Raw genomic sequence first — 18,215 nt, forward strand, 5'->3', positions numbered from 1 at the left:
GATTATATTCGCATAACTAATGATCTGTCCGGCGGCATCCGGATCGGCAGGGTCGCGACGCCTGGTTAGAGTGGGGACTGTGACAACCTTCGATGAGGCGGCGGCGCTCGGGCGTGCCGAGAGCGGGCTCGCGGTCATCGCCACGCTGCGCGCCGACGCGACGATCCAGACCTCCGTGGTGAATGTCGCCTTCATGCCGCATCCGCTGACGGGAGCGCAGGTCGCGGCGTTCGTGACGTACGGCAAGGTGAAGCTGGCCAACCTGCGGCAGCGCCCGCAGATCACCGTGACCGTACGGTCCGGATGGCAGTGGGCGGCCCTCGAGGGCGCCGCCGAGCTCGTCGGGCCGGACGACCCGCACCCGGCGGTGGACGCCGAGCGGCTGCGGGTCATCCTGCGGGAGATCTTCACCGCCGCGGGCGGCACGCACGATGATTGGGACGCCTACGACCAGGTGATGCGCGAACAGCGCCGTACCGCGGTGTTCGTCACGCCGGCACGGATTTACAGCAACGGTTAGCCCGGGCCCGGCGATCATGCCCGCGCTCGGGCGTCCCTCGGCGAGCCTCGCAGGGCCTCCGGCGGGTTGGCGGGGATCCGGGGGCTACGTCTGGTCATCGTTCTCGATCATGTAGCCCACAGCGGGGTGGGGCCGTCGGCGCGGTGGCGTGCCGCCGCACTCCGGGCGGTACTCGAAGTGCCACCACTCGTTGTCGTACATGCGGTACAGGTGGTAGCGGGCGCCGTGTTCCTCCAGCCAGCGCGCGCCTTCGTGCGGGCGCACGTCCAGCGCGATGCCCTTGACGTGACAGGATTCCGCCGGCGGCAGGACGAGCATGCGGGCCGAGGCCGCGGAGCCGGAGCGGCGCACCTCCTCGTCGAACATCCGTTGCTGGACATGGGGATCGCGGTATCCCGAGGTGAGGCCGATGAGCTGGCCGTGACGCCAGAGCGCCTCGGTGCGCGCCGCGGTGAACGCCGCCCTGGCTCCGCCGGTGAGACCGGTCAGATCCTCGGCGGGGAACCGCATCCGTAACGCCCAGCCGCAAGCCAGTTCAAGGGCGCGGCCGGGACGGCGGGCGAACGCCACAGGCAGCAGGAGCACGGCCAGCACCAGCGTGACCACGGCGAACAGCCGGTCCCGGGGCCGGGGTGGGATGGTGCGTGGTTCGTTCATGCCGAATACGATTGGCGCCGAATGTGCGCGCGTTGTCCGCCGCATGTCATGGTTTCTCGACGGCGGCAACCGTCGGCAAGACCGTGACACAACCATGACATGGCGCGGACGAGACGGGGACACGGCAGGCCGACAGTGGTCGGGGTGGAGACGGCGGGCAAGTTACGGAGCGGGCTGTGAAACGCGGCGTGTCGCGAGTGTTGCTGATCGAGGACGACCCGGCTGTGCGGGAGGGCCTGGAGCTGGCCCTGACCCGGCACGGGCACGGGGTGCGCGCGGTGGAGTCCGGCGAGCAGGGGCTGGACCGCATGCGTGCGGACCTTCCCGACGTCGTCGTGCTCGACCTGATGTTGCCCGGCATGGACGGGTTCGAGGTCTGCCGCCGCATCCGCGCCGCCGGTGAGACACCGATCATCATGCTGACCGCGCGCGGCGACGACATGGACGTGGTGGCCGGGCTGGAGGCGGGCGCCGACGACTACGTGGTCAAGCCGGTGCAGCCCAGGGTGCTCGAGGCACGCATCCGCGCGGTGCTCAGGCGGATCGGCCGGGACCAGGCGGAGCTGGAGCGGCACGGGGACCTGACCATCGACCGGGCCGGGCTGGTGGTCGCCAAGAGTGGCGTGCCGGTCAGCCTCGCCCCGACCGAGCTGCGCCTGCTGCTGGAGCTCTCCGGCACGCCGGGCCGGGTGCACAGCCGCCAGCAGCTGCTGGAGTCGGTGTGGGAGCACGGCTACTTCGGCGACTCGCGTCTCGTGGACGCGTGCGTGCAGCGGTTGCGCGCGAAGATCGAGGACGACTCGGCGGCGCCTGTCTACGTGCAGACGGTGCGTGGGTTCGGGTACCGGTTCGGGCCGGTGTGAGCCGCCGGTGACACCTCGGCCGAGCCTGGGGCTGCGCGCCCGGCTGTTGTTCGCGTTCGCACTGCTGTGTGTCGTCACCGCGGCGGCGGTCGCCGGCGGGATGTACGTCCAGGCCCGCAACGAGATCCTGCAGCGGACCCAGGACGCCGCGGTCCAGGCGATGAGAAACCGCCTGGAGACGGTCTTCCCGTTGCGGAGTCCGGAGCCGGGCCCGGCCGAGCTCGGCGAGATCGCCGGCACGGTGACCGACCGGAACGTCTCCGCCCTCGCCCTCTACCACGAGGAGCGCTCGCCGGACGGCTTCGATCCCGGGGCGATCTCACAGCGGCTGCGGCAGGTGGTGGCCGGCGGCGAGATCGCGTGGCAACGCATCACGTGGCAGGGCGTCCCCATCCTGATCATCGGCGCGCCGCTGCTGATCGTCGAGCCGGACCGGACGACGCGGCTGTCCGGCATCGAGGTCTACACCGCGCGCAGCCTGGATCCCGAGCAGCGCAGCATCGATCAGCTGGCCGCATGGGCCTGGTTCATCGGCCTGGCGGCCCTGGGGTTCGCGGTCGTCCTCGCGTCGCTGGCCACCCGTGGCGTGCTGCGCCCCGTGCGCGAGCTCGGCCGGGCGGCACGCCTGCTGGGTGAGGGTGAGATGCGGACCAGGATCGCGGTCCACGGCTCCGACGAGCTGGCCGACGTGGCACGCACGTTCAACGACACCGCCGCGAATCTGGAACGGCACGTCAAGCAGCTGCGCGCGATGGAGGCCGACGCCCGCCGGTTCGTCGCCGACGTCTCCCACGAGCTGCGCACCCCGCTGGCCGCGCTCGCCGCGGTCGCCGACGTCCTCGACGAGGAGGCGGCCGGGCTGCCCGAGCCCGCAGGCAGGGCCGCCAGGCTGGTCAGCCAGGAGACGCTCAACCTCACCGGGCTGGTGAACGACCTCATCGAGATCAGCAGGTTCGACTCCGGCGTGGCGGCCCTCGCGCTGAACGAGATCGACGTGGCCGAGCTGGTGCGCGCCACCCTGCGCGCCCGGGGCTGGTCGGAGTCGGTGCAGGCCGAGCTGCCGGCCGCGGTGACGGCCCGGCTGGATCCGCGCCGGGTGGACGTCATCCTCGCGAACCTCGTCGGCAACGCCCTGCGGCACGGCGAGCCACCGGTGTCGGTCCGGGTGTCCGCCGACCCGCAGTGGATCGCTCTCGAAGTCCGCGACCACGGGCCGGGGCTGGACGAAGCGGTGCTGCCGCACGTGTTCGACCGCTTCTACAAGGCCAGCGCCGCCAGGGCCAGGTCCGAGGGCAGCGGCCTCGGCCTCGCCATCGCGCGGGAGAACGCGCTCCTGCACCGAGGCGACCTCACCGTCACCAACGCCCCGGACGGCGGCGCCGTCTTCACGCTGCGCCTGCCACGCTGGGCACCCGATCCGGACGGGGGCGCCGCGTGAGGGCCTGGCTCGCCCGCCGCGTGCTCGCCGCGGGCCTCGTCCCGCTCGTGGCCGTGGCCGGCTGCGGCGTGCGACCCAGCGACGTCATACCCGCCGGCGACCCGCCGAGCGGAGCCGTCGCACCCACCTGGGCGGCCCGCCTCTACCTGGTGCAGAACGGCCGGCTCAGCCAGGTGCAGCGGCCCGGCCCCCCGCTGTCCCCGGCGGACACGCTCACGCTGCTGGCAGCCGGCCCCTCCTCGAGGGAACGGAAACGCGGACTCACCACCGAGGTCCCGCCCGAAGCCGGCCCGTTCTCGGTGACCGTCGAGCCGGCCGGTCACGTGAGGGTGACGCTGTCCACTCCGGTGAGCGCGCTGTCCGCACTGGCCATCGACCAGATCGTGTGCACGGCCGCCGCCACGGCGCCGCAGGGCCCCGACCAGGTCACCGTCGTCGGCGGCGGGCAGAGCGCCGGCCCCAGGGACTGCCCGCGGGGCGCCCCTGGCGACCCGGATCGCCGCGGTCCCGGTGACATCGGGTGAGGCACGCGGCCCGGCGGCGCTCGCGAAGGTCATGCGCCGCCCGGTCCCGGCGGCTCCACCGCCGGTGCGATCTGCAGCGGTTCAGCGGTCCCGGCGGCGAGCTCGCGCCCCTGGCCCAGCGTGTACTCCAGCTGCCTGGCCAGTTGCGGGAGGGTCGCCGGAGGCAGGTACGCCTCGGCGCCGGCGTCGAGCAGCCGGCGGACCGGTCCGTGGTACTGCACTCCGAGCTCGTGGTCCTCGATCTCGGTGACGATGACACGCGCCTTCGGGAACATCGATCGCAGCATCCCGATCAGCTGCGGGCTGCCCGGAGGCACCAGCAGCACATCGGCCGTCGCCGGAGCCGCGTGCATGTCGAGCACCACGTAGTCCGCTCCGAGCTGGGTGGACAGCGCCAGCCGGGCCGCGGGCGACAGCTCCATCGCGGTGGCCACGACCGTCATGCTCTCGTAGTCCGTCGGCGCCTGCTCGGGCGTCCCGGCCGGCGTGCCGAGATCGACGACGGCCCCTTGGAGCACGTCGACGGTGCTGGAGATCGTCGCGATCGGCCCGCCGTCACGCGTGACGACCAGGGTCCCGCCGGGCTCGAGGGCGTCGATGAGCGCCACGAGGTCTTCGGGAAGGCGGGTCACGTCGATTCGCTGCGCAGGGCGTGCGGCGCGCTTGCGGATGATCACATGTGTCCTTCCTGATGCCGTGATCCTGTTGGACGTCGCCAGCCGATCAATGGTTCGCGGCTGTGGCGACCACCGTCTCTCCACTGGCGTCGTCGTCGTTCACATGCGGCGGGGAAATCCGGCTGCGGCAGGCACCTTTACATTCGTGACTAACTCGCTGTCATCAAGGGCATCATTTGAGTCACGTCTTCCTGATTTTCCGTGAGGCAGCGTCAATTCTTTGATCAGGCCCGCGAATTTTTGGTCGCTTGACGCCTCTGTATGCCCTCGCTAGGTTTGAGGCGTTCGTTCTCAATCGGGGGGCTGGGGTTTTTCTTCATCGACCGTGCGCCGGCGCTTTTCGGGCGTACTTTTATTCGGCCGCTTGGTTGCGATCTGCGCATTTCCTCGGGAAAGGATCCAAGTGGTCAAGAAATCTCGGCGTGTCATTTTCGCGGTCCTCGCGTCGACGGCGCTCGTCAGCGCGGGCCTGACGGGCAGTGCCGGCGCGGACGAAAAGAATCCCGTCCCTTCGGGCTCTGCCGCTGGTCCGTACGTCGACGCGGAGGCCCAGCTTGCCGAGGTGCGGGCGGCCCAACTGCATTCGGAAGGCAGATGGGCGGGCTCGGCCGATCCAGGCAAGAAGGGCTTACAACGGGAAACGAGAGAAGATCTCTACCCGAAGTTCACCGACAAAGAGCTGGCCGACCGGGTGGCGGAGGACCAGAAAAGGCGCGCCAACGCGCCTGCTCCGGATCCCGACGCCGGTGAGGTCATGGCGACCGAACTCGTCGCCGAGGGGCTCCGGGTCGACATCTACACGCCCCCGCCCGGGATGAGCCCCGAGCACCTGGCCGACATCCTGCGCAAGCAGGGCAAGAAGGGCGTCGAGGTGGTCAGGCACGGCAAGGCCGCCGCGATGCCCATGGCGCCGGGCGACTGCGCCTACGGCAGTGCCCGGACGTTCACGTGCCCGGTCGCGTTCTGGACCAACAACGGGTTCGAGGATCCGCTGGTCCGGTTCAACGACCACACACCAGCGCAGTGGCCGGTGACGAACGCCGTGTACAAGTGGCACCAGACACCCAACATCGACAGCGCCTACCGGTTCAACAGCTGCCCGTTCCAGGCCGGAGCGCGTTGTGTCGATGTCGTCAGCGCGAACTACGGCCCGGTGTGGACGGGGCGCTGGAGCGGCTTCTTCCCGACGGCCACCCAGAGCGGCCCGTATCGCGAGAACGGGCAGGTCATCCAGCTCAACGACTACTACACCCCGGCCGGCTGGACCCGGAACAACACCGTCACCCACGAAATGGGCCACGCGCTGGGCCTGGGGCACAACGTGTACAGCAATGACGTGATGTACTTCCAGGCGAACATGCGTGAGGACATCGGCGGCGAGAACCCCGCACTTCTCGCGTCGATCTACTCCGTCTATCGGTAGCCGATCATTGGCAGGGTGGCATCGGCTCCGAAGGTGACGGTGTGAATTCCGCCGATCCGCCCTGCCAGGTGAACCGTGCGAGATCGTCGTTCACCAATTCCATCGTCCCGGCGGTTTCTTCCTTGCCGCCGGGATGCGGCTGTTCCGTGGGCGCCACGGCCTTCCACCAGCGTCCACCGAAATGTGCGGACCGGACCCCGCAATGTGTGTACAGGACGAACGGATACTTCGTGCCGACTGCCGGTGACTCCACGGAACCGCCGCCGGTGGCAGACGTATTCGTGGCGATCGGCGAAGGATCGCGGCCGGACGGCGACGCGGTCGTACCGCATCCGGCGACGGCGCCTGCAATAAGTACTGCACCGACAATGTGTCGCATATTCCACACCCTAGAGCATTTGCTTCCGGGCGTAGAGTAATCGGCCGGACATGCCATTTTGATCTTTCGCCGAGAATTCATGTCCCCAGGGCAGGCCCGGGCAACTCGCGCTGCAGGGTGAGGCGGCTGTTCGGCGAAGTGGCGATCAGGAGGGCATCGAGTCGCGCAGGAGGCAGAAGAAAGTAGACGACCGGTCGTACACTGCTGATATGGGACGAACCAGCGATGCGGGGGAGAGGATCCTCGCCGCCGCGCGCTCGCTCATCGAGCTGCGCGGCTACTCCGCCCTCGGCGTGGCGGAGATCTGCAAGGCGGCCGGTGTGCCCAAGGGCAGCTTCTACTACTTCTACGAATCCAAGGAAGCCCTCGTGCTGGCGGTCATCGACGAGCACTGGGCGAACCAGGAGCGGTCCTGGAGGCAGATCCTGTCCGGCGAGGCGGAGCCGCTGCAGCGGCTGCGCCGGCTGTTCGAGGCGACCATGGCCACCCAGAGCGCCGGGCAGCAGAGCTGCGGCACCATCTCGGGCTGCCTGTTCGGCAACCTCACGCTGGAGATGAGCAACCAGACCGAAGTCATCCGCGGCCGGCTGCAGGAGATCTTCGACGCCCAGGTCGACCTCATCGAGACGGTCATCGCCGAGGCGCTCGCCCGGGGAGAGGTCACCGTGGCCGACACCCGCGAGGCCGCGCGGTCGGTGGTGGCGCAGTTGGAGGGGCATGTCCTGTTCGCCAAGCTCTACAACGACACGGAGCGGCTCGGCCCCCTCTGGAGCAACTGCCTGGCCCTCCTCGGCGCCCGCACGCCCGCTGACGTGACCGCCGCCCGCTGAAACCCAGGGCTCACACGCCTCCCGCCTGTCGGCGGGCCTGACGCTTGCGCCGGGCCGCGGGTCTGGCCTTCTCGCCTGCGCCAGTAGCATGACCAGCGTGGAGCTGCGCCAGCTGCGATACTTCGTCGCGGTCGCCGAGGAGCTGAACTTCGGCCGTGCCGCCGAGCGCCTGCTGATCGCCGGTCCCTCCCTGTCCCAGCAGATCAAGGCGCTGGAGCGCGACCTCGGCGTGCGGCTGTTCGACCGCGACCGCCGCTCGGTGTCCCTCACGCCGGCCGGGGCCGCCCTGCTGCCCCACACCCGGGCACTGCTGGAACGCGCCGACGACCTGCGGCATCGTGCCCGCCGCCTGTCCGGGTCGGAACCGGTCCGGCTCGGCTACGTCAACTGGTTGCCGCCCGACCTGGACGCCCGCACCGCAGCGGTGGCCCAGGTCCACGTGGACGCGTGGGTGGCGCCCTCCCACACGCAGGCCGCCCGGGTCGCCGAGGGCGGCCTGGACCTGGCGGTGTGCTGGGTGCGCGGTGACGACCTGGCGCGGCGCGGCCTGCGTGCCCAGCTCATCGGCGCCGACCGCCTGTACGCGGTCGTCACCGGCCAGGACACCGGCCCGGTCCCCGCCCGCGACACCGTCGTCCTCCTCGACGCCGACACCACCTCCTGGTCGTCCTGGAACGTCTACGCCGAGGAACTGGCGCACGAGACGGGCGCCCGCGCGGTGCGCATCTCCGACGGCGGCATCACCGGCCCGGCGTTCTTCGACCACGTGCGCCGCAGCCGCCGTCCGATCATCAACTCGCCCAAGGGGCAGCTCGCCTCGCTGCCGCCGGACCTCGTCCAGCGCCCGGTCGTCGCGCCGGAGGTCTACTGGACGTGGTCCCTGGTGTGGCGGCGCGGGGAGGACCGCGACTCGGTCCTCGCGGTCGTCGAGGCCCTGCGCGAGGACCGCGACTTCGGCATTCACGGCCCGGACGCCTGGCTGCCCCCGAGCGACCCGCACCGGCGCTGACGGGAACACCGGGAGCGGAGCGCAACCGCGCTGACCTGGTGTGGGAGTCTGGGCCTATCAGGTGGGAGGGACCCGGTCCCAGCTCAGGCCCCCTGAGTCTTTGACATCCCCCTACCCGTGTCCTAGCTTCTCTGACAAATAGACGACCGGTTGTCTAGTACCGATCGTCCAGATTGGAGAAGATCGTCATGAGCATTCAGCAGCAGCAGAAGGTCGCCCTGGTCACGGGTGCCTCGCAAGGCATCGGCGCCGGTGTCGTCGAGGCCTACCGCAGGCTGGGCCACGCCGTCGTCGCCGTCTCGCGCACCATCGCGCCCTCGGACGATCCCGGCGTCCTCACCGTCCAGGGCGACGTGGCCGACCGGGCCACCGCCGAACGTGCGGTCGCCGCGGCCGTCGAGCGGTTCGGCCGGCTCGACACCCTGGTCAACAACGCGGGCATCTTCATCGCCAAGCCGTTCACCGACTACAGCCTCGACGACTACGCCGCCGCCAGGGGCGTCAACCTCGACGGCTTCTTCCACGTCACCCAGCTCGCCATCGAGCGCATGCTGGGCCAGGGCGGGGGCCACGTCGTCACCATCACCACCAGCCTGGTCGACAACGCCGACTCCCGGGTGCCGTCCGTGCTGGCCTCGCTGACCAAGGGCGGCCTGCAGGCCGCCACCAAGTCGCTGGCCATCGAGTACGCCACCCGCGGCATCCGCGTCAACGCCGTGTCACCGGGCACGATCAAGACGCCCATGCACCCCGAGGAGAACTACGAGGCCCTCGCGGCGCTGCACCCCGTACGCCGCATGGGCGAGCTGAGCGACGTCGTGGACGCGGTCGTCTTCCTGGAGAACGCCCCCTTCGTCACCGGCGAGATCCTGCACGTCGACGGCGGCATGAGCGCCGGCCACTGACCGCACGACCGAAAGGAGACGCCCCATGACCACGGACCAGGACCGGAAGGCGATCCTCCGGGACGTCCTCGACCGGTGGAAGGCCGGAGTGGACGCCCACGAGCCGGAGGAGATCGCGGCCCTGTTCACCGAGGACGCGATCTTCCAGGGGCTGCGCCCCTACGGCGTCGGGCGGCCGGCCATAGCCGCCTATTACGACTCCCAGCCACCCGGGCTGACGGCCGCGTACCGCGTGCTGGAGACCAGGGCTCCCGCTGACGACGTCGTTCTCGGCTACCTGGCCGTCGACTTCTCGTTCACGGACCGGCCCGCCATCCACGTCACCCTCGGCGTCCTGCTGAAGCGGACCGAGGAGGGCTGGCTCATCAGCCACTACCAGGTCTCCACCGCCGGCGGCTGAGGAACGGCCCCGGCACGCGCGGGCAGGACCGCGGCCGGCGATGCGGGCTGCGGCGACACGCGCCGACGTTCCACGCCGAACCCCGCCTGACCAGCGAGACTTACCGGGTGCGCCGGTGCGGTCCGGCAGCCGGCAGCGCGAGCGCATCGCGCCGCCACTTTCATCACACAGCGCAGGAGGCGCACATCATGGACATGAAACTCGAAGTCGTCGTGGTGCCGGTCTCGGACGTCGACCGGGCCAAGGACTTCTACACCGGGCTGGGCTGGCGGCTGGACGCCGACCTCGCCACCGGTGAGGACTTCCGGGTGGTACAGGTGACCCCGCCCGGCTCGCCGGCCTCGGTCATCTTCGGCACCTCGGTCACGTCCCAGGCGCCCGGCTCGGCGCAGGGCCTGCACCTGATCGTCACCGACATCGAGGCCGCCCGCGAGGAACTGGAGCGGCGGGGCGCGGAGCCGAGTGAGGTGTTCCACGACGCCGGCGGCGTCTTCCACCACGCCGGCACCGACGCCAGGGTGGCCGGGCCGCATCCGCAGCGGGGCAGCTACGGCTCGTTCCTGTCGTTCAGCGACCCCGACGGCAACGGCTGGGTGCTGCAGGAGGTCACCACCCGGCTGCCGGGACGGGTGGACCCGTCGCTGACCTCGTTCGCCTCGAAGGCGGACCTGGCGGACGCGCTGCGCCGCGCCGCCGCCGCGCACGGCGAGCACGAGGCCCGCCTGGGCGCCGAGGACCCCGACTGGCCCGACTGGTACGCCGACTACCTGGTCCGTGAGCAGGCCGGAAGCGAGTTGCCGGAATGAGCACCGTGACCTCCCGCACCGCCACCTCCGGCACCACCACCCCCGGCACCTACCGGGCGTTCACGGTCACCGGCCGGCAGCAGTTCACGCAAGTCGAGCGAGAGCGGCGCGAGCCGTCACCCGGAGAGGTGCGGATCCGGGTCGAGGCATGCGGCATCTGTCACACCGACGTGCTGGCCGTCGAGGGGATGCGGGCCGACCCGGAGACGCCGATCGTCCCCGGCCACGAGATCATCGGCGTGATCGAGGCCGTCGGCGCCGGCGTCGCGCCGGCCTGGCAGGTCGGCGAGCGCGTCGGCGTCGGCTTCCTGGGCGGGCAGGACCACGCGTGCGAGGCGTGCCGGCGCGGCGACTTCGTCAACTGCACCGGCCAGCCGCGCACCGGCACCGACGTCGACGGCGGTTACGCCGAGGTGGCCTACGCCAGGGCGACCGGCCTGGTGCGGATCCCGCCCGGCGTGGACCCGCTGGCCGCGGCGCCGCTGCTGTGCGCGGGCCTGACCGTGTACAACGCGCTGGTGTCGGCGCAGGTGCCGCCCGGCGCGCTGGTCGCGGTGCAGGGCCTGGGCGGGCTGGGGCATCTGGGCGTGCAGTACGCCCGGGCGCTGGGCCACCGCGTCGTGGCGATCGCCCGCGGCACCGCCAAGGCCGAGCTGGCCGCCGAACTCGGCGCGCACCACTACATCGACAGCACCCAGGCCGATCCCGGCGCCGCCCTGCGGGAGCTGGGCGGTGCCGCGGTCATCGTGGCCACCGCCGCCTCCGGCGCGTCGATGTCGCCGCTGGTGTCCGGGCTGGGCCGGCGCGGGGAACTGGTCGTCGTCGGGGCGGCGCCCGATCCGGTCCAGGTGAACACCGCCGACCTGATCTTCGGCGGCCACGTGGTGCGCGGCAGCCTGACCGGCACGGCGATCGAGAACGAGGACAACCTGCGGTTCGCGCTCGGCCACGACATCCGCTCCCGCAACGAGGTGTTCCCGCTGAGCGAGGCGCCGGATGCCTATCAGCGCATGCTCTCCGGCGACGCCCGCTTCCGCGTCGTCCTCGACCCGGCGGGCTGAGACGGCTCCCCGGGCACCGGGGGCATGCGCGACCCGACGAGCGGCGCCACCTCGTGCGGGCCTGCTGTTCACGTCGTTGCCCTCGTCCAGATTCACGCCGTGACAGCGCAGCCGATACCACCCCGGTCCTGAGAGCAACTTGTAACGTCCGCGCCCGGGTTCTCGCCGGACACGACCACCGAGAAGCCGACCGGACCGCTGCACAGGCCCGTGATCAGGAGAGCCTCGCCAGGCGGCGGCTGAGCGAACCGCGCTGTCCGCCGCCACGTCTACCGGATATGCGGATACTTCCAGCCACAGTGCTCCTCGTGCTCACGGCGGCCTGCGGTACCGCCCGAGCGCCGGCCACCGCCGACGAGTTCGCCGACCGCGCTCGTGAGGTCACCGAACGCTGGCAGGGCTCGGCGGAGCGCAAGCCCTGGACCGAGGGGTTCGTCCCGCTGCGGAACCTGACCCTGGAGTCAGATGGGGGGCGCATGCCGCGGTGGACGGGCCGGAGCCTGATCAACAGCGCCTGGAAGCTCGAGATCGAGCTCCCGGTCGAGGTGCCGGCCCCGGCCGTGCTGCGCTGGGCCGACGGGGGCACGCTGAGCGTCCCGGTCCTGGCGGCCACAGCCGCTTACGCCGGGCTCAGCAAGCCCAAGTCCTTCGTCGACGAGGAGTGCCCGACCAGGGGCTGCCGGCCGTTGCGAGTGATCGCGGTGGCGCGGGGCGAGGCCACGATGCCCAGCAGCCGGGGGGACGTGCGAGTGCCCACCTGGGACTTCACCGTGAAGGGCGTGCCCGAGCCGTTCCGGCGGGTCGCAGTGGACCCGGCCGCGATGGGCGGGCCGCCCCGGCCGGTGCCTGACGGGTTCCAGGAGGTGCGTACCTACGAGGTGCGCGCGCCGACCGAGCTCCAGCTGAGCTACCTGCACGGCACCTGCGACACGACCTACGGCTCGCGCGTTCACGAGACGCCCGAAGCGGTGGTCGTGGACGTCGACGTCCGTCGTGACGACGACGTGGAGTTCTGCAACGCGATGGGCAAGACCGATCGGATCGGTGCCACGCTGCGTGAGCCACTGGGCCGCCGGGTGGTGCTGGACTCCAGCAGCGGGGTACCCCTGCTGCCGCGGAGCGATATCCATCTGTTCGAGTTCCAGAACTACGACCCGCGCCGCTCCTAGCCGTGATCGGGCAGGCTGCGCGGGATCTCTCCTCACCAGGTCCGACCTGCAGCCATCAGCTTGTGTCGCTGGGCACGATGGTCGACCCAGGGCGCCTGGGACACGATTGTGTCGGTCGGTGCTGCGAGCATGACGCAATGATCGCGACCCCTGGCGGCAATGCCTGGTTCTCCTACGAGCGCTTTCCCGACCTGGCAGAGGCCTACTGCTTCACCTACGTCCGCGGCCTGACACCCGGGCAACTGGTGTTCCGGCTCGGCGGCCGGCCCGAGGACTTCACGCCCATGACGCTTGAGGAGCTGATCGCGACTCGCCACAGGAGCAGCTACGACACCGCGTTTCTCGGCGCCACGACCATAGGCGACTGGGTGTTCATCGTCGAGCACAACGGCGGGCTCGGCGCCGATGAAGCAATCATCACGTCGTTGTCGGCGGGAACCCGCCTCGTCTCCCACTTCCGCGACGTCGAAGGCGTCGAGTGCTTCTACTGGAGCGACGACGGAAAGATCCGGTTCTGCTTCATCGCTGATGAAGGTTACTCGGAGGAGGTGCCGGACGAGGTCGTGGAGACCATGCAGCGGATCGACGCCGACTACAGACACCTCTACCCCAGCGACGGGCCGGCCTTCCTCCTGGCCGAGCATCTCACTGGCATCACGCTGACCCCGGGGCTGCTGGAGGGGTCGACTTACCTGTGTGGCGTCATCCCCGAACCGAGATGAGCAGGGTCCATCGTCTGTGACCCCTCGGGCCCGGTAGCAGCCGGTGGATCACGCCGCTGCGAGCTCCCCGTGAGATTCACTGGGGGCCCGGTTCTGCAAGGACCCGCACACCATGCATGCGCGCTGCCATGGTGATGAGCCCCGGCCGCGGCGGTGTCTTCGACGTCTTGCTGCGGCTCGCGCACCTCGGCCTTGGCGGCCCGGTCGCCGGCGGCGCGTGGCTCCGCCATGTGAGCCTTCGGCTTCCCCAGCGACTTCTCCTGGCCGCCGGCCGCCCCCCATGCGGCCGGCCCGTTGACCAGACCTGGCCGCCCGGCGAGGTGCCCACCGAAAACGCGCTGACCGGCTGACCGGCCGGAAACGGCGCCGAACAATGGGGGCGTGTCATCGAAGTTGGCAGTACCCGGTCGCAGATCGCTCGCCTGTGCCGTCAGCGCCTGCGGCCCGGCGGTGTCCGGGTGGTCGTTCAGCCGAGCTGCCGGGTGATCGTCGGGTCGGTGATCGCCGTATCGTTGGCCAGGAGGAACGCCTTCGAAAGGATCACCGACAGGGTTCCCCCGTCGTCCTCGAACGGCAGGAACACCGATCCGGCCGCGCCGCGCCCGCTCGCCGGGACGATGCACAGGTACGCGTCGTTGGGCTCCATCAAGACGTTGGTCGACCCCAGATGGATCTTGTACGTCTTCAGATCCCCCCGGACGAGAAGGAATCTGTCGGTCAGCTCCACCCGAGAGGCGATCTTCAGCTTCGGCAGCAGCCGCGCCAGTACCTCGCGCCGGGTCTTGGCCGTCTCCGTCAGCTCGCCGAAGCCGTGGGAGTGCCAATAGCGTTCGTGGCCGATCACCGCCTGGTCGTCGCGGGCGACCGAGGCCACGCCCACGGCGAGGTCGGCCTCGCGGAGGAGCTCGGACAGCACCAGCGGCGGCAGATCGGCCATCGACGCCGGTTGCCCGTCGCGGTGGAAGGTGATGCTCTCGGTGGCGCACAGCATGGTGGCCCCGTGGGCGGGGACGATGTGCATGGCCCAGCGGGCCTGCCAGCCCGCCAGGTCGCGCACCACTTCGCCCTGGTCGCCGCCGTTGTCGTGGTCCCAGTTGCCGATGGACCGTCCGGTCCAGCCGCGCTGGCCCAGCAGGGTCCTGGCCTGGCCATAGTGCAGCACGTGGCCGGCGAAACGGTTGGAGAAGGTGCCGGTCCGCTCCTCGGCGGGGGTCAGCAGGTAGAGCTCGCGGAAGACCTGCTTGAACGGCTGGCGGACACCCCTCTCCAGAAGGTGGTCGCGCCACGCCGCCACCTCGTCGGCGCTCGCGTGAATCGGGTGCCACAGGCCTGCCACGGCGTCGGGGGCGGGGCGGTGGCCGGCCAGTTCCCAGCCGTCGGCGGTCTTGACCGGCAGGGCCGCCGGGCCGCCGGCGAGCTGCCAGACCAGGGCGCGGGCGTAGGGGCCGGTGACGGCATGGTCGAGGAAGTACTCGGTCACCTCGCGCCAGTGCCACGTCCGTTCCTGGACGATCGCCTGTTCCAAGCGGGACCGCACGGCCGCCTGCGCCAGCTTGAGCTCCTTCAGGACGGCCCGCAGATCGGACAACTCTCCGCGCAGCTCCTTCGGCAGCGACTTGACGGTCTTGCCGCCGGCGTTCACGTAGCGCAGGGCGGGCACGCCAGCGCACAACCTGACCCGGTAGCCGCCGATCTTCTCCTCGCGGACGCCTTCGGCGTCCAGTCCGAAGGTGGGGACCGTCCGGTCGAGCAGCTGCTCGCGGGTCAGCCCGTTCTCGGCGGCCACCGCGTCGAGGGCGAGGCTCAGATTCCGCTGTACGGACCTCGCGCGCACCTTCGCCTGGATCCTGGACAGCGGGACGATCACGTCGAGTCCACCCCTGCGGGCCAGGACGCCGACGGCGGCGTTGGTGACGGGCTCGCAGCGGCACGTGGAGCCCATCCCGTTGCTGCCGGTGCCGCAGGTCATCGCGACCTCGGTGACGAGCGAGGTCACCCAGCGCTCGTCGATGACCTGGCAGGTCCACAGGATGCCGCGCACCACGACGATGGTGTCCTCCTTGAGGAAGACCTGGTCCCGCCACTCCTTGCCGTCATAACGGACGACCCACTCTCCGCCCCGGTAGGCCACCAACCGCGTGAGCAGCTCACGGACCAGGGCGGCCGCGCCGGGGGTGAGCATTCGTGCGGCGTTCCTGAGCCACCGGTCACTGGGTCTGGTCGAGCGGGCCGTGTTCCAGTGGCGGAACAGCGGCAGCACCTCGACCAGACGCGGGCCGTACTCCTCGGCCAGCATGCGGGCGAAGTGGTCGGTGTCCCCGATCTCGGTCCGTACCGCCCCGGCCGGGCCGTTCTCAGCGGGTTCGGTGAGCAGCTCGCGCACCTGCTCGGCCAGGAGCGCCCGCGCGTCCTTCAGCTCCCGTCCCGACGTCAGCCAGCGCAGCAGGTCCCGGCGTTGCTGGTAGCCGAACCGGCGGGCCGCCGCGAGCGGGATCCGGAACAGCTCCTCGTAGCGGGTGTGCCCCTGCCGCACCCAGTACCCCGCCCGCTCCATGAGGTGATGCGCTTCCCGGTAGGTGAAGTCGATGTCACGCCCGGCCACCGACCGGACCACGCGCAGCACCCGCTCGTCGTAGTCGTGGCCGCCTGCCGGCCCCAGCCAGAGTTTCATCTGCGCGTACGTGCCGTAGACCCGCCAGTCGACGTCGGAGCCGGGGTCGAGCCCCTGGTCGGTGAGCTCGTCGAACCGCTGGTAGACGGCCTTCATGGCCGGGCCCAGGTGGTCCCATTGGCTCGCTGACGTCATCACACGGCTCCACTCATGATCGGAAACGCTGGGTGATCATGGATATCAGCCGGAACCGACAGATTCCTGTCTGCCATGATCCTGCGATCAGGACGGCAGGGCAGAGTTCCCGGATCAGGTACCGCAGGGGCTGGACGGCCTTGACGATCATGGTGAGTCGGCGGCTAAACCTCCTGGTCGCAACGTCGTCGATGCCGCCGTCCGCAAGCAGTTCAGTCCTTCGCCTCGCGGACGTCCTTGCCCTGCTCGGCGAACGCCTTGAAGTCCTGCATGTGCTGCAGCGACTGCTTACGAAAGGCGCCGGGCATCAAAAGCCCCACCAGCCGCATGAGCAAGCCGCTGAACCGGTATTCGCTCTCGCTCACCCAGAGCGTCGTCTCCGGACCGGCTTCGGTCAGCCGTTCGCGCGCGACGCTCCACATGCCCCCGGCGACGATCTCGCGTTCGAAGTGAACGACGCTCCCTTTCGGGATCTTGTGCAGGTCTGCCGGTTCCCGGCGCGTGATGGTCTCGGTGCCCTCCATCTTCTGCTTCCCCGTCTGCATCACGACTCGCGACTTGGTGCCGACGTGCCCGTGCACCCCACTCAGCGGCTCGTGCAGCACCAGGCCCCGCAGCCACTTCGGCAGGTGGGCCGGGTCGGCGAGCAGCTGGGCCACCCTCTCCCGCGGCAGGGCGATCTCGATCGAGACGGTGTACTTCATGGCGGAGCACTCCAGGTTCCTGCGTGAACGGGCCTACGCTAACAGCCTCGCCTCCGCTCCCGTGACCCCGCAGCCGTCCGCTCCAGGAGATGCAAGCCGAACCCTGCGGCGCCGGCCTCCAACGCCGACGTCCGAAGAACCGTTGTCACTCGACCTCGCTCAAGATCCACAGCAGGGATCGTCACTGTAGCGATCAGGTGTCAGGTCAGGTGAGGAACCGGCGAAACGTCGATTCGACTGAGAGTGCGTCAGTTCAGCCGAGACGCACGGCACACGCTGCTCCTGCCAACCCCAGTTGCGCGCTTCCATGTCCGCTTCCAGTTGCCGTGACGGGTTGTCGTCCTCAAGGCCGTCAGACAACAGCTGTCTGGACGCAGCGAAGATGGCAGTGAGAGCTGCTCCCGACCTGGGTGCTGTCACTTCGACTCACGTCGAAATACCGGTGGTTGCGTCATCGAAGTTGGCAGTAGCCAGCCGAAGATCAACTGTCGGGAGAACATCTCAGCCCTCGAAGGGGGCGCGCGAGAGCCTGATGCCCCGGCGGATCAGTGGCCGATGAGGCGGACGGGAGTCACCTGCCGGTGGTGGACGACGATGTCCATCCAGTCGGCGAGCAGGTCAGCCAATATTCTTGATAAATCGGTTTCAACGGTGAAGAGATGCTGGTTCTTGCGCGATCTCGCCGGGCAAGCGTTGAAATTTCAGCGAATTGGCGGGCTTCGGCGCCGGCGAACGTGGTCGTCGAGCCGCGACACGCGGATGGAGTCCTCGAACGAGCGGCCGGGAAAGGCGCCCCCTTCCGGCCGATCCTCAGGTTTCGAGCACTGCTCAACGCGGTTCGGCGCGGGCGGCTTGGCTAGGCCGGGATGGCGCCGAGCTGCCGCAGCTGCGAGAAGACGTCCACGACCCCCCAGATCTCGGCGATCAGGCCGTCGGCGAAGCGGAAGATGAAGATCTCGTTGTAAGTGACGGATCTGCCCGTCGGCGCCATGCCCCGGTACTCGCCCCGGTGGGTGCCGGTTACCGTGTTCCTGTAGACGACCTTGTCGCCCTCCGCGATCACGTCCTCAATCGTGACGCGAATGTCGGGGAAGGCGCGAAGGAGCACCGTCCACACCTGCTTGAGCGCCTGCACCCCCGTCGCGTCGATCGGCGCCGGCGTGTGGAACAGCACATCCGGTGCGACGAGCTCGTCGATCGTCTTGGCGATCACCTCCGCGTCGCCGCTGTTGATCGCCTCGTGGAAACGGCTGAACAACGCCTTGTTGCCGATGACCTGCTCTGCCGACATGTGGCTTCTCCTCGTCCAGATGGCCGACGGC

Annotated in this window: 20 protein-coding genes; 14 read left to right on the top strand and 6 right to left on the bottom strand. The window is 70.0% G+C overall.

Features of this window, described 5'->3' with window-relative positions:
- The first annotated feature begins 79 nt into the window (after positions 1-79).
- Positions 80-520 carry a TIGR03618 family F420-dependent PPOX class oxidoreductase gene (locus ACBJ32_RS32935; protein ID WP_375130059.1) on the top strand — a complete coding sequence of 147 codons (441 nt, stop codon included), beginning with the start codon at positions 80-82 and terminating at the stop codon, positions 518-520.
- 84 nt (positions 521-604) lie between these two features.
- On the opposite strand, the gene vanY-N is transcribed toward ACBJ32_RS32935, so the two are convergent.
- On the bottom strand, positions 605-1,177 hold the full coding sequence (vanY-N, locus tag ACBJ32_RS32940; protein WP_375130060.1) for a D,D-peptidase/D,D-carboxypeptidase VanY-N: 573 nt from the start codon (positions 1,175-1,177) through the stop codon (positions 605-607).
- Positions 1,178-1,365: 188 nt separating this feature from the next.
- On the opposite strand from vanY-N, the gene ACBJ32_RS32945 reads away from it, so the two are divergent.
- Genes ACBJ32_RS32945 through ACBJ32_RS32955 form a run of 3 tightly spaced genes read left to right on the top strand, consistent with a single transcriptional unit; the run spans position 1,366 to position 4,002 of the window.
- On the top strand, positions 1,366-2,040 hold the full coding sequence (locus ACBJ32_RS32945; RefSeq protein WP_357884823.1) for a response regulator transcription factor: 675 nt from the start codon (positions 1,366-1,368) through the stop codon (positions 2,038-2,040).
- Positions 2,041-2,047: 7 nt separating this feature from the next.
- On the top strand, positions 2,048-3,478 hold the full coding sequence (locus tag ACBJ32_RS32950; RefSeq protein ID WP_375130061.1) for an ATP-binding protein: 1,431 nt from the start codon (positions 2,048-2,050) through the stop codon (positions 3,476-3,478).
- The gene (locus ACBJ32_RS32955) at positions 3,475-4,002 is read left to right on the top strand and encodes a GerMN domain-containing protein (RefSeq protein WP_375130062.1); all 528 of its coding nucleotides are present in this window, start codon (positions 3,475-3,477) and stop codon (positions 4,000-4,002) included. The genes ACBJ32_RS32950 and ACBJ32_RS32955 overlap by 4 nt, the downstream gene beginning before the upstream one ends.
- 29 nt (positions 4,003-4,031) lie before the next feature.
- On the opposite strand, the gene ACBJ32_RS32960 is transcribed toward ACBJ32_RS32955, so the two are convergent.
- Entirely contained in the window at positions 4,032-4,634 is a 603-nt protein-coding gene (locus ACBJ32_RS32960) for a hypothetical protein (RefSeq protein WP_375130063.1), read from the bottom strand.
- Positions 4,635-5,082: 448 nt separating this feature from the next.
- Between ACBJ32_RS32960 and ACBJ32_RS32965 the strand changes: the two genes are divergently transcribed.
- A complete protein-coding gene (locus ACBJ32_RS32965; RefSeq protein WP_375130064.1) occupies positions 5,083-6,102 on the top strand; it encodes a hypothetical protein in 1,020 nt (339 codons plus the stop codon).
- Positions 6,103-6,106: 4 nt separating this feature from the next.
- On the opposite strand, the gene ACBJ32_RS32970 is transcribed toward ACBJ32_RS32965, so the two are convergent.
- Complete coding sequence (locus tag ACBJ32_RS32970; RefSeq protein ID WP_375130065.1) at positions 6,107-6,481, bottom strand: hypothetical protein; 375 nt, start codon at positions 6,479-6,481, stop codon at positions 6,107-6,109.
- A 209-nt stretch (positions 6,482-6,690) separates the two neighbouring features.
- On the opposite strand from ACBJ32_RS32970, the gene ACBJ32_RS32975 reads away from it, so the two are divergent.
- From ACBJ32_RS32975 to ACBJ32_RS33015, 9 genes are all read left to right on the top strand, one after another.
- A complete protein-coding gene (locus ACBJ32_RS32975; RefSeq protein WP_375130066.1) occupies positions 6,691-7,311 on the top strand; it encodes a TetR/AcrR family transcriptional regulator in 621 nt (206 codons plus the stop codon).
- 97 nt (positions 7,312-7,408) lie between these two features.
- Positions 7,409-8,320 carry a LysR family transcriptional regulator gene (locus tag ACBJ32_RS32980; protein WP_375130067.1) on the top strand — a complete coding sequence of 304 codons (912 nt, stop codon included), beginning with the start codon at positions 7,409-7,411 and terminating at the stop codon, positions 8,318-8,320.
- A 188-nt stretch (positions 8,321-8,508) separates the two neighbouring features.
- A complete protein-coding gene (locus ACBJ32_RS32985) occupies positions 8,509-9,225 on the top strand; it encodes an SDR family NAD(P)-dependent oxidoreductase (protein ID WP_375130068.1) in 717 nt (238 codons plus the stop codon).
- A 25-nt stretch (positions 9,226-9,250) separates the two neighbouring features.
- A complete protein-coding gene (locus tag ACBJ32_RS32990) occupies positions 9,251-9,625 on the top strand; it encodes a YybH family protein (RefSeq protein WP_375130069.1) in 375 nt (124 codons plus the stop codon).
- A 188-nt stretch (positions 9,626-9,813) separates the two neighbouring features.
- On the top strand, positions 9,814-10,431 hold the full coding sequence (locus ACBJ32_RS32995; protein ID WP_375130070.1) for a VOC family protein: 618 nt from the start codon (positions 9,814-9,816) through the stop codon (positions 10,429-10,431).
- Positions 10,428-11,492, top strand: a complete 1,065-nt coding sequence (locus tag ACBJ32_RS33000) for an alcohol dehydrogenase catalytic domain-containing protein (RefSeq protein ID WP_375130071.1) — start codon at positions 10,428-10,430, stop codon at positions 11,490-11,492. Before ACBJ32_RS32995 ends, ACBJ32_RS33000 begins: the two co-directional genes overlap by 4 nt.
- A gap of 308 nt (positions 11,493-11,800) precedes the next feature.
- Complete coding sequence (locus tag ACBJ32_RS33005; RefSeq protein WP_375130072.1) at positions 11,801-12,661, top strand: hypothetical protein; 861 nt, start codon at positions 11,801-11,803, stop codon at positions 12,659-12,661.
- Positions 12,662-12,798: 137 nt separating this feature from the next.
- Positions 12,799-13,383 (top strand): DUF6461 domain-containing protein, encoded by a 585-nt coding sequence (locus ACBJ32_RS33010; protein ID WP_375130073.1) that lies wholly within the window; start codon positions 12,799-12,801, stop codon positions 13,381-13,383.
- A gap of 116 nt (positions 13,384-13,499) precedes the next feature.
- Positions 13,500-13,733, top strand: a complete 234-nt coding sequence (locus tag ACBJ32_RS33015) for a hypothetical protein (protein ID WP_375130074.1) — start codon at positions 13,500-13,502, stop codon at positions 13,731-13,733.
- 116 nt (positions 13,734-13,849) lie between these two features.
- Here ACBJ32_RS33015 and ACBJ32_RS33020 read toward each other — a convergent pair whose 3' ends face one another.
- The 3 genes from ACBJ32_RS33020 to ACBJ32_RS33030 all read right to left on the bottom strand — a co-directional run bounded on the left by ACBJ32_RS33020 (position 13,850) and on the right by ACBJ32_RS33030 (position 18,184).
- Entirely contained in the window at positions 13,850-16,189 is a 2,340-nt protein-coding gene (locus ACBJ32_RS33020) for a DUF4132 domain-containing protein (protein ID WP_375130075.1), read from the bottom strand.
- A gap of 212 nt (positions 16,190-16,401) precedes the next feature.
- Positions 16,402-16,893 (bottom strand): SRPBCC family protein, encoded by a 492-nt coding sequence (locus ACBJ32_RS33025; RefSeq protein WP_375130076.1) that lies wholly within the window; start codon positions 16,891-16,893, stop codon positions 16,402-16,404.
- 856 nt (positions 16,894-17,749) lie between these two features.
- Complete coding sequence (locus tag ACBJ32_RS33030) at positions 17,750-18,184, bottom strand: ester cyclase (protein ID WP_375130077.1); 435 nt, start codon at positions 18,182-18,184, stop codon at positions 17,750-17,752.
- Between the last annotated feature and the right edge of the window lie 31 nt (positions 18,185-18,215).

Source organism: Nonomuraea sp. GTA35, assembly GCF_041950525.1.
Classification (GTDB): domain Bacteria; phylum Actinomycetota; class Actinomycetes; order Streptosporangiales; family Streptosporangiaceae; genus Nonomuraea.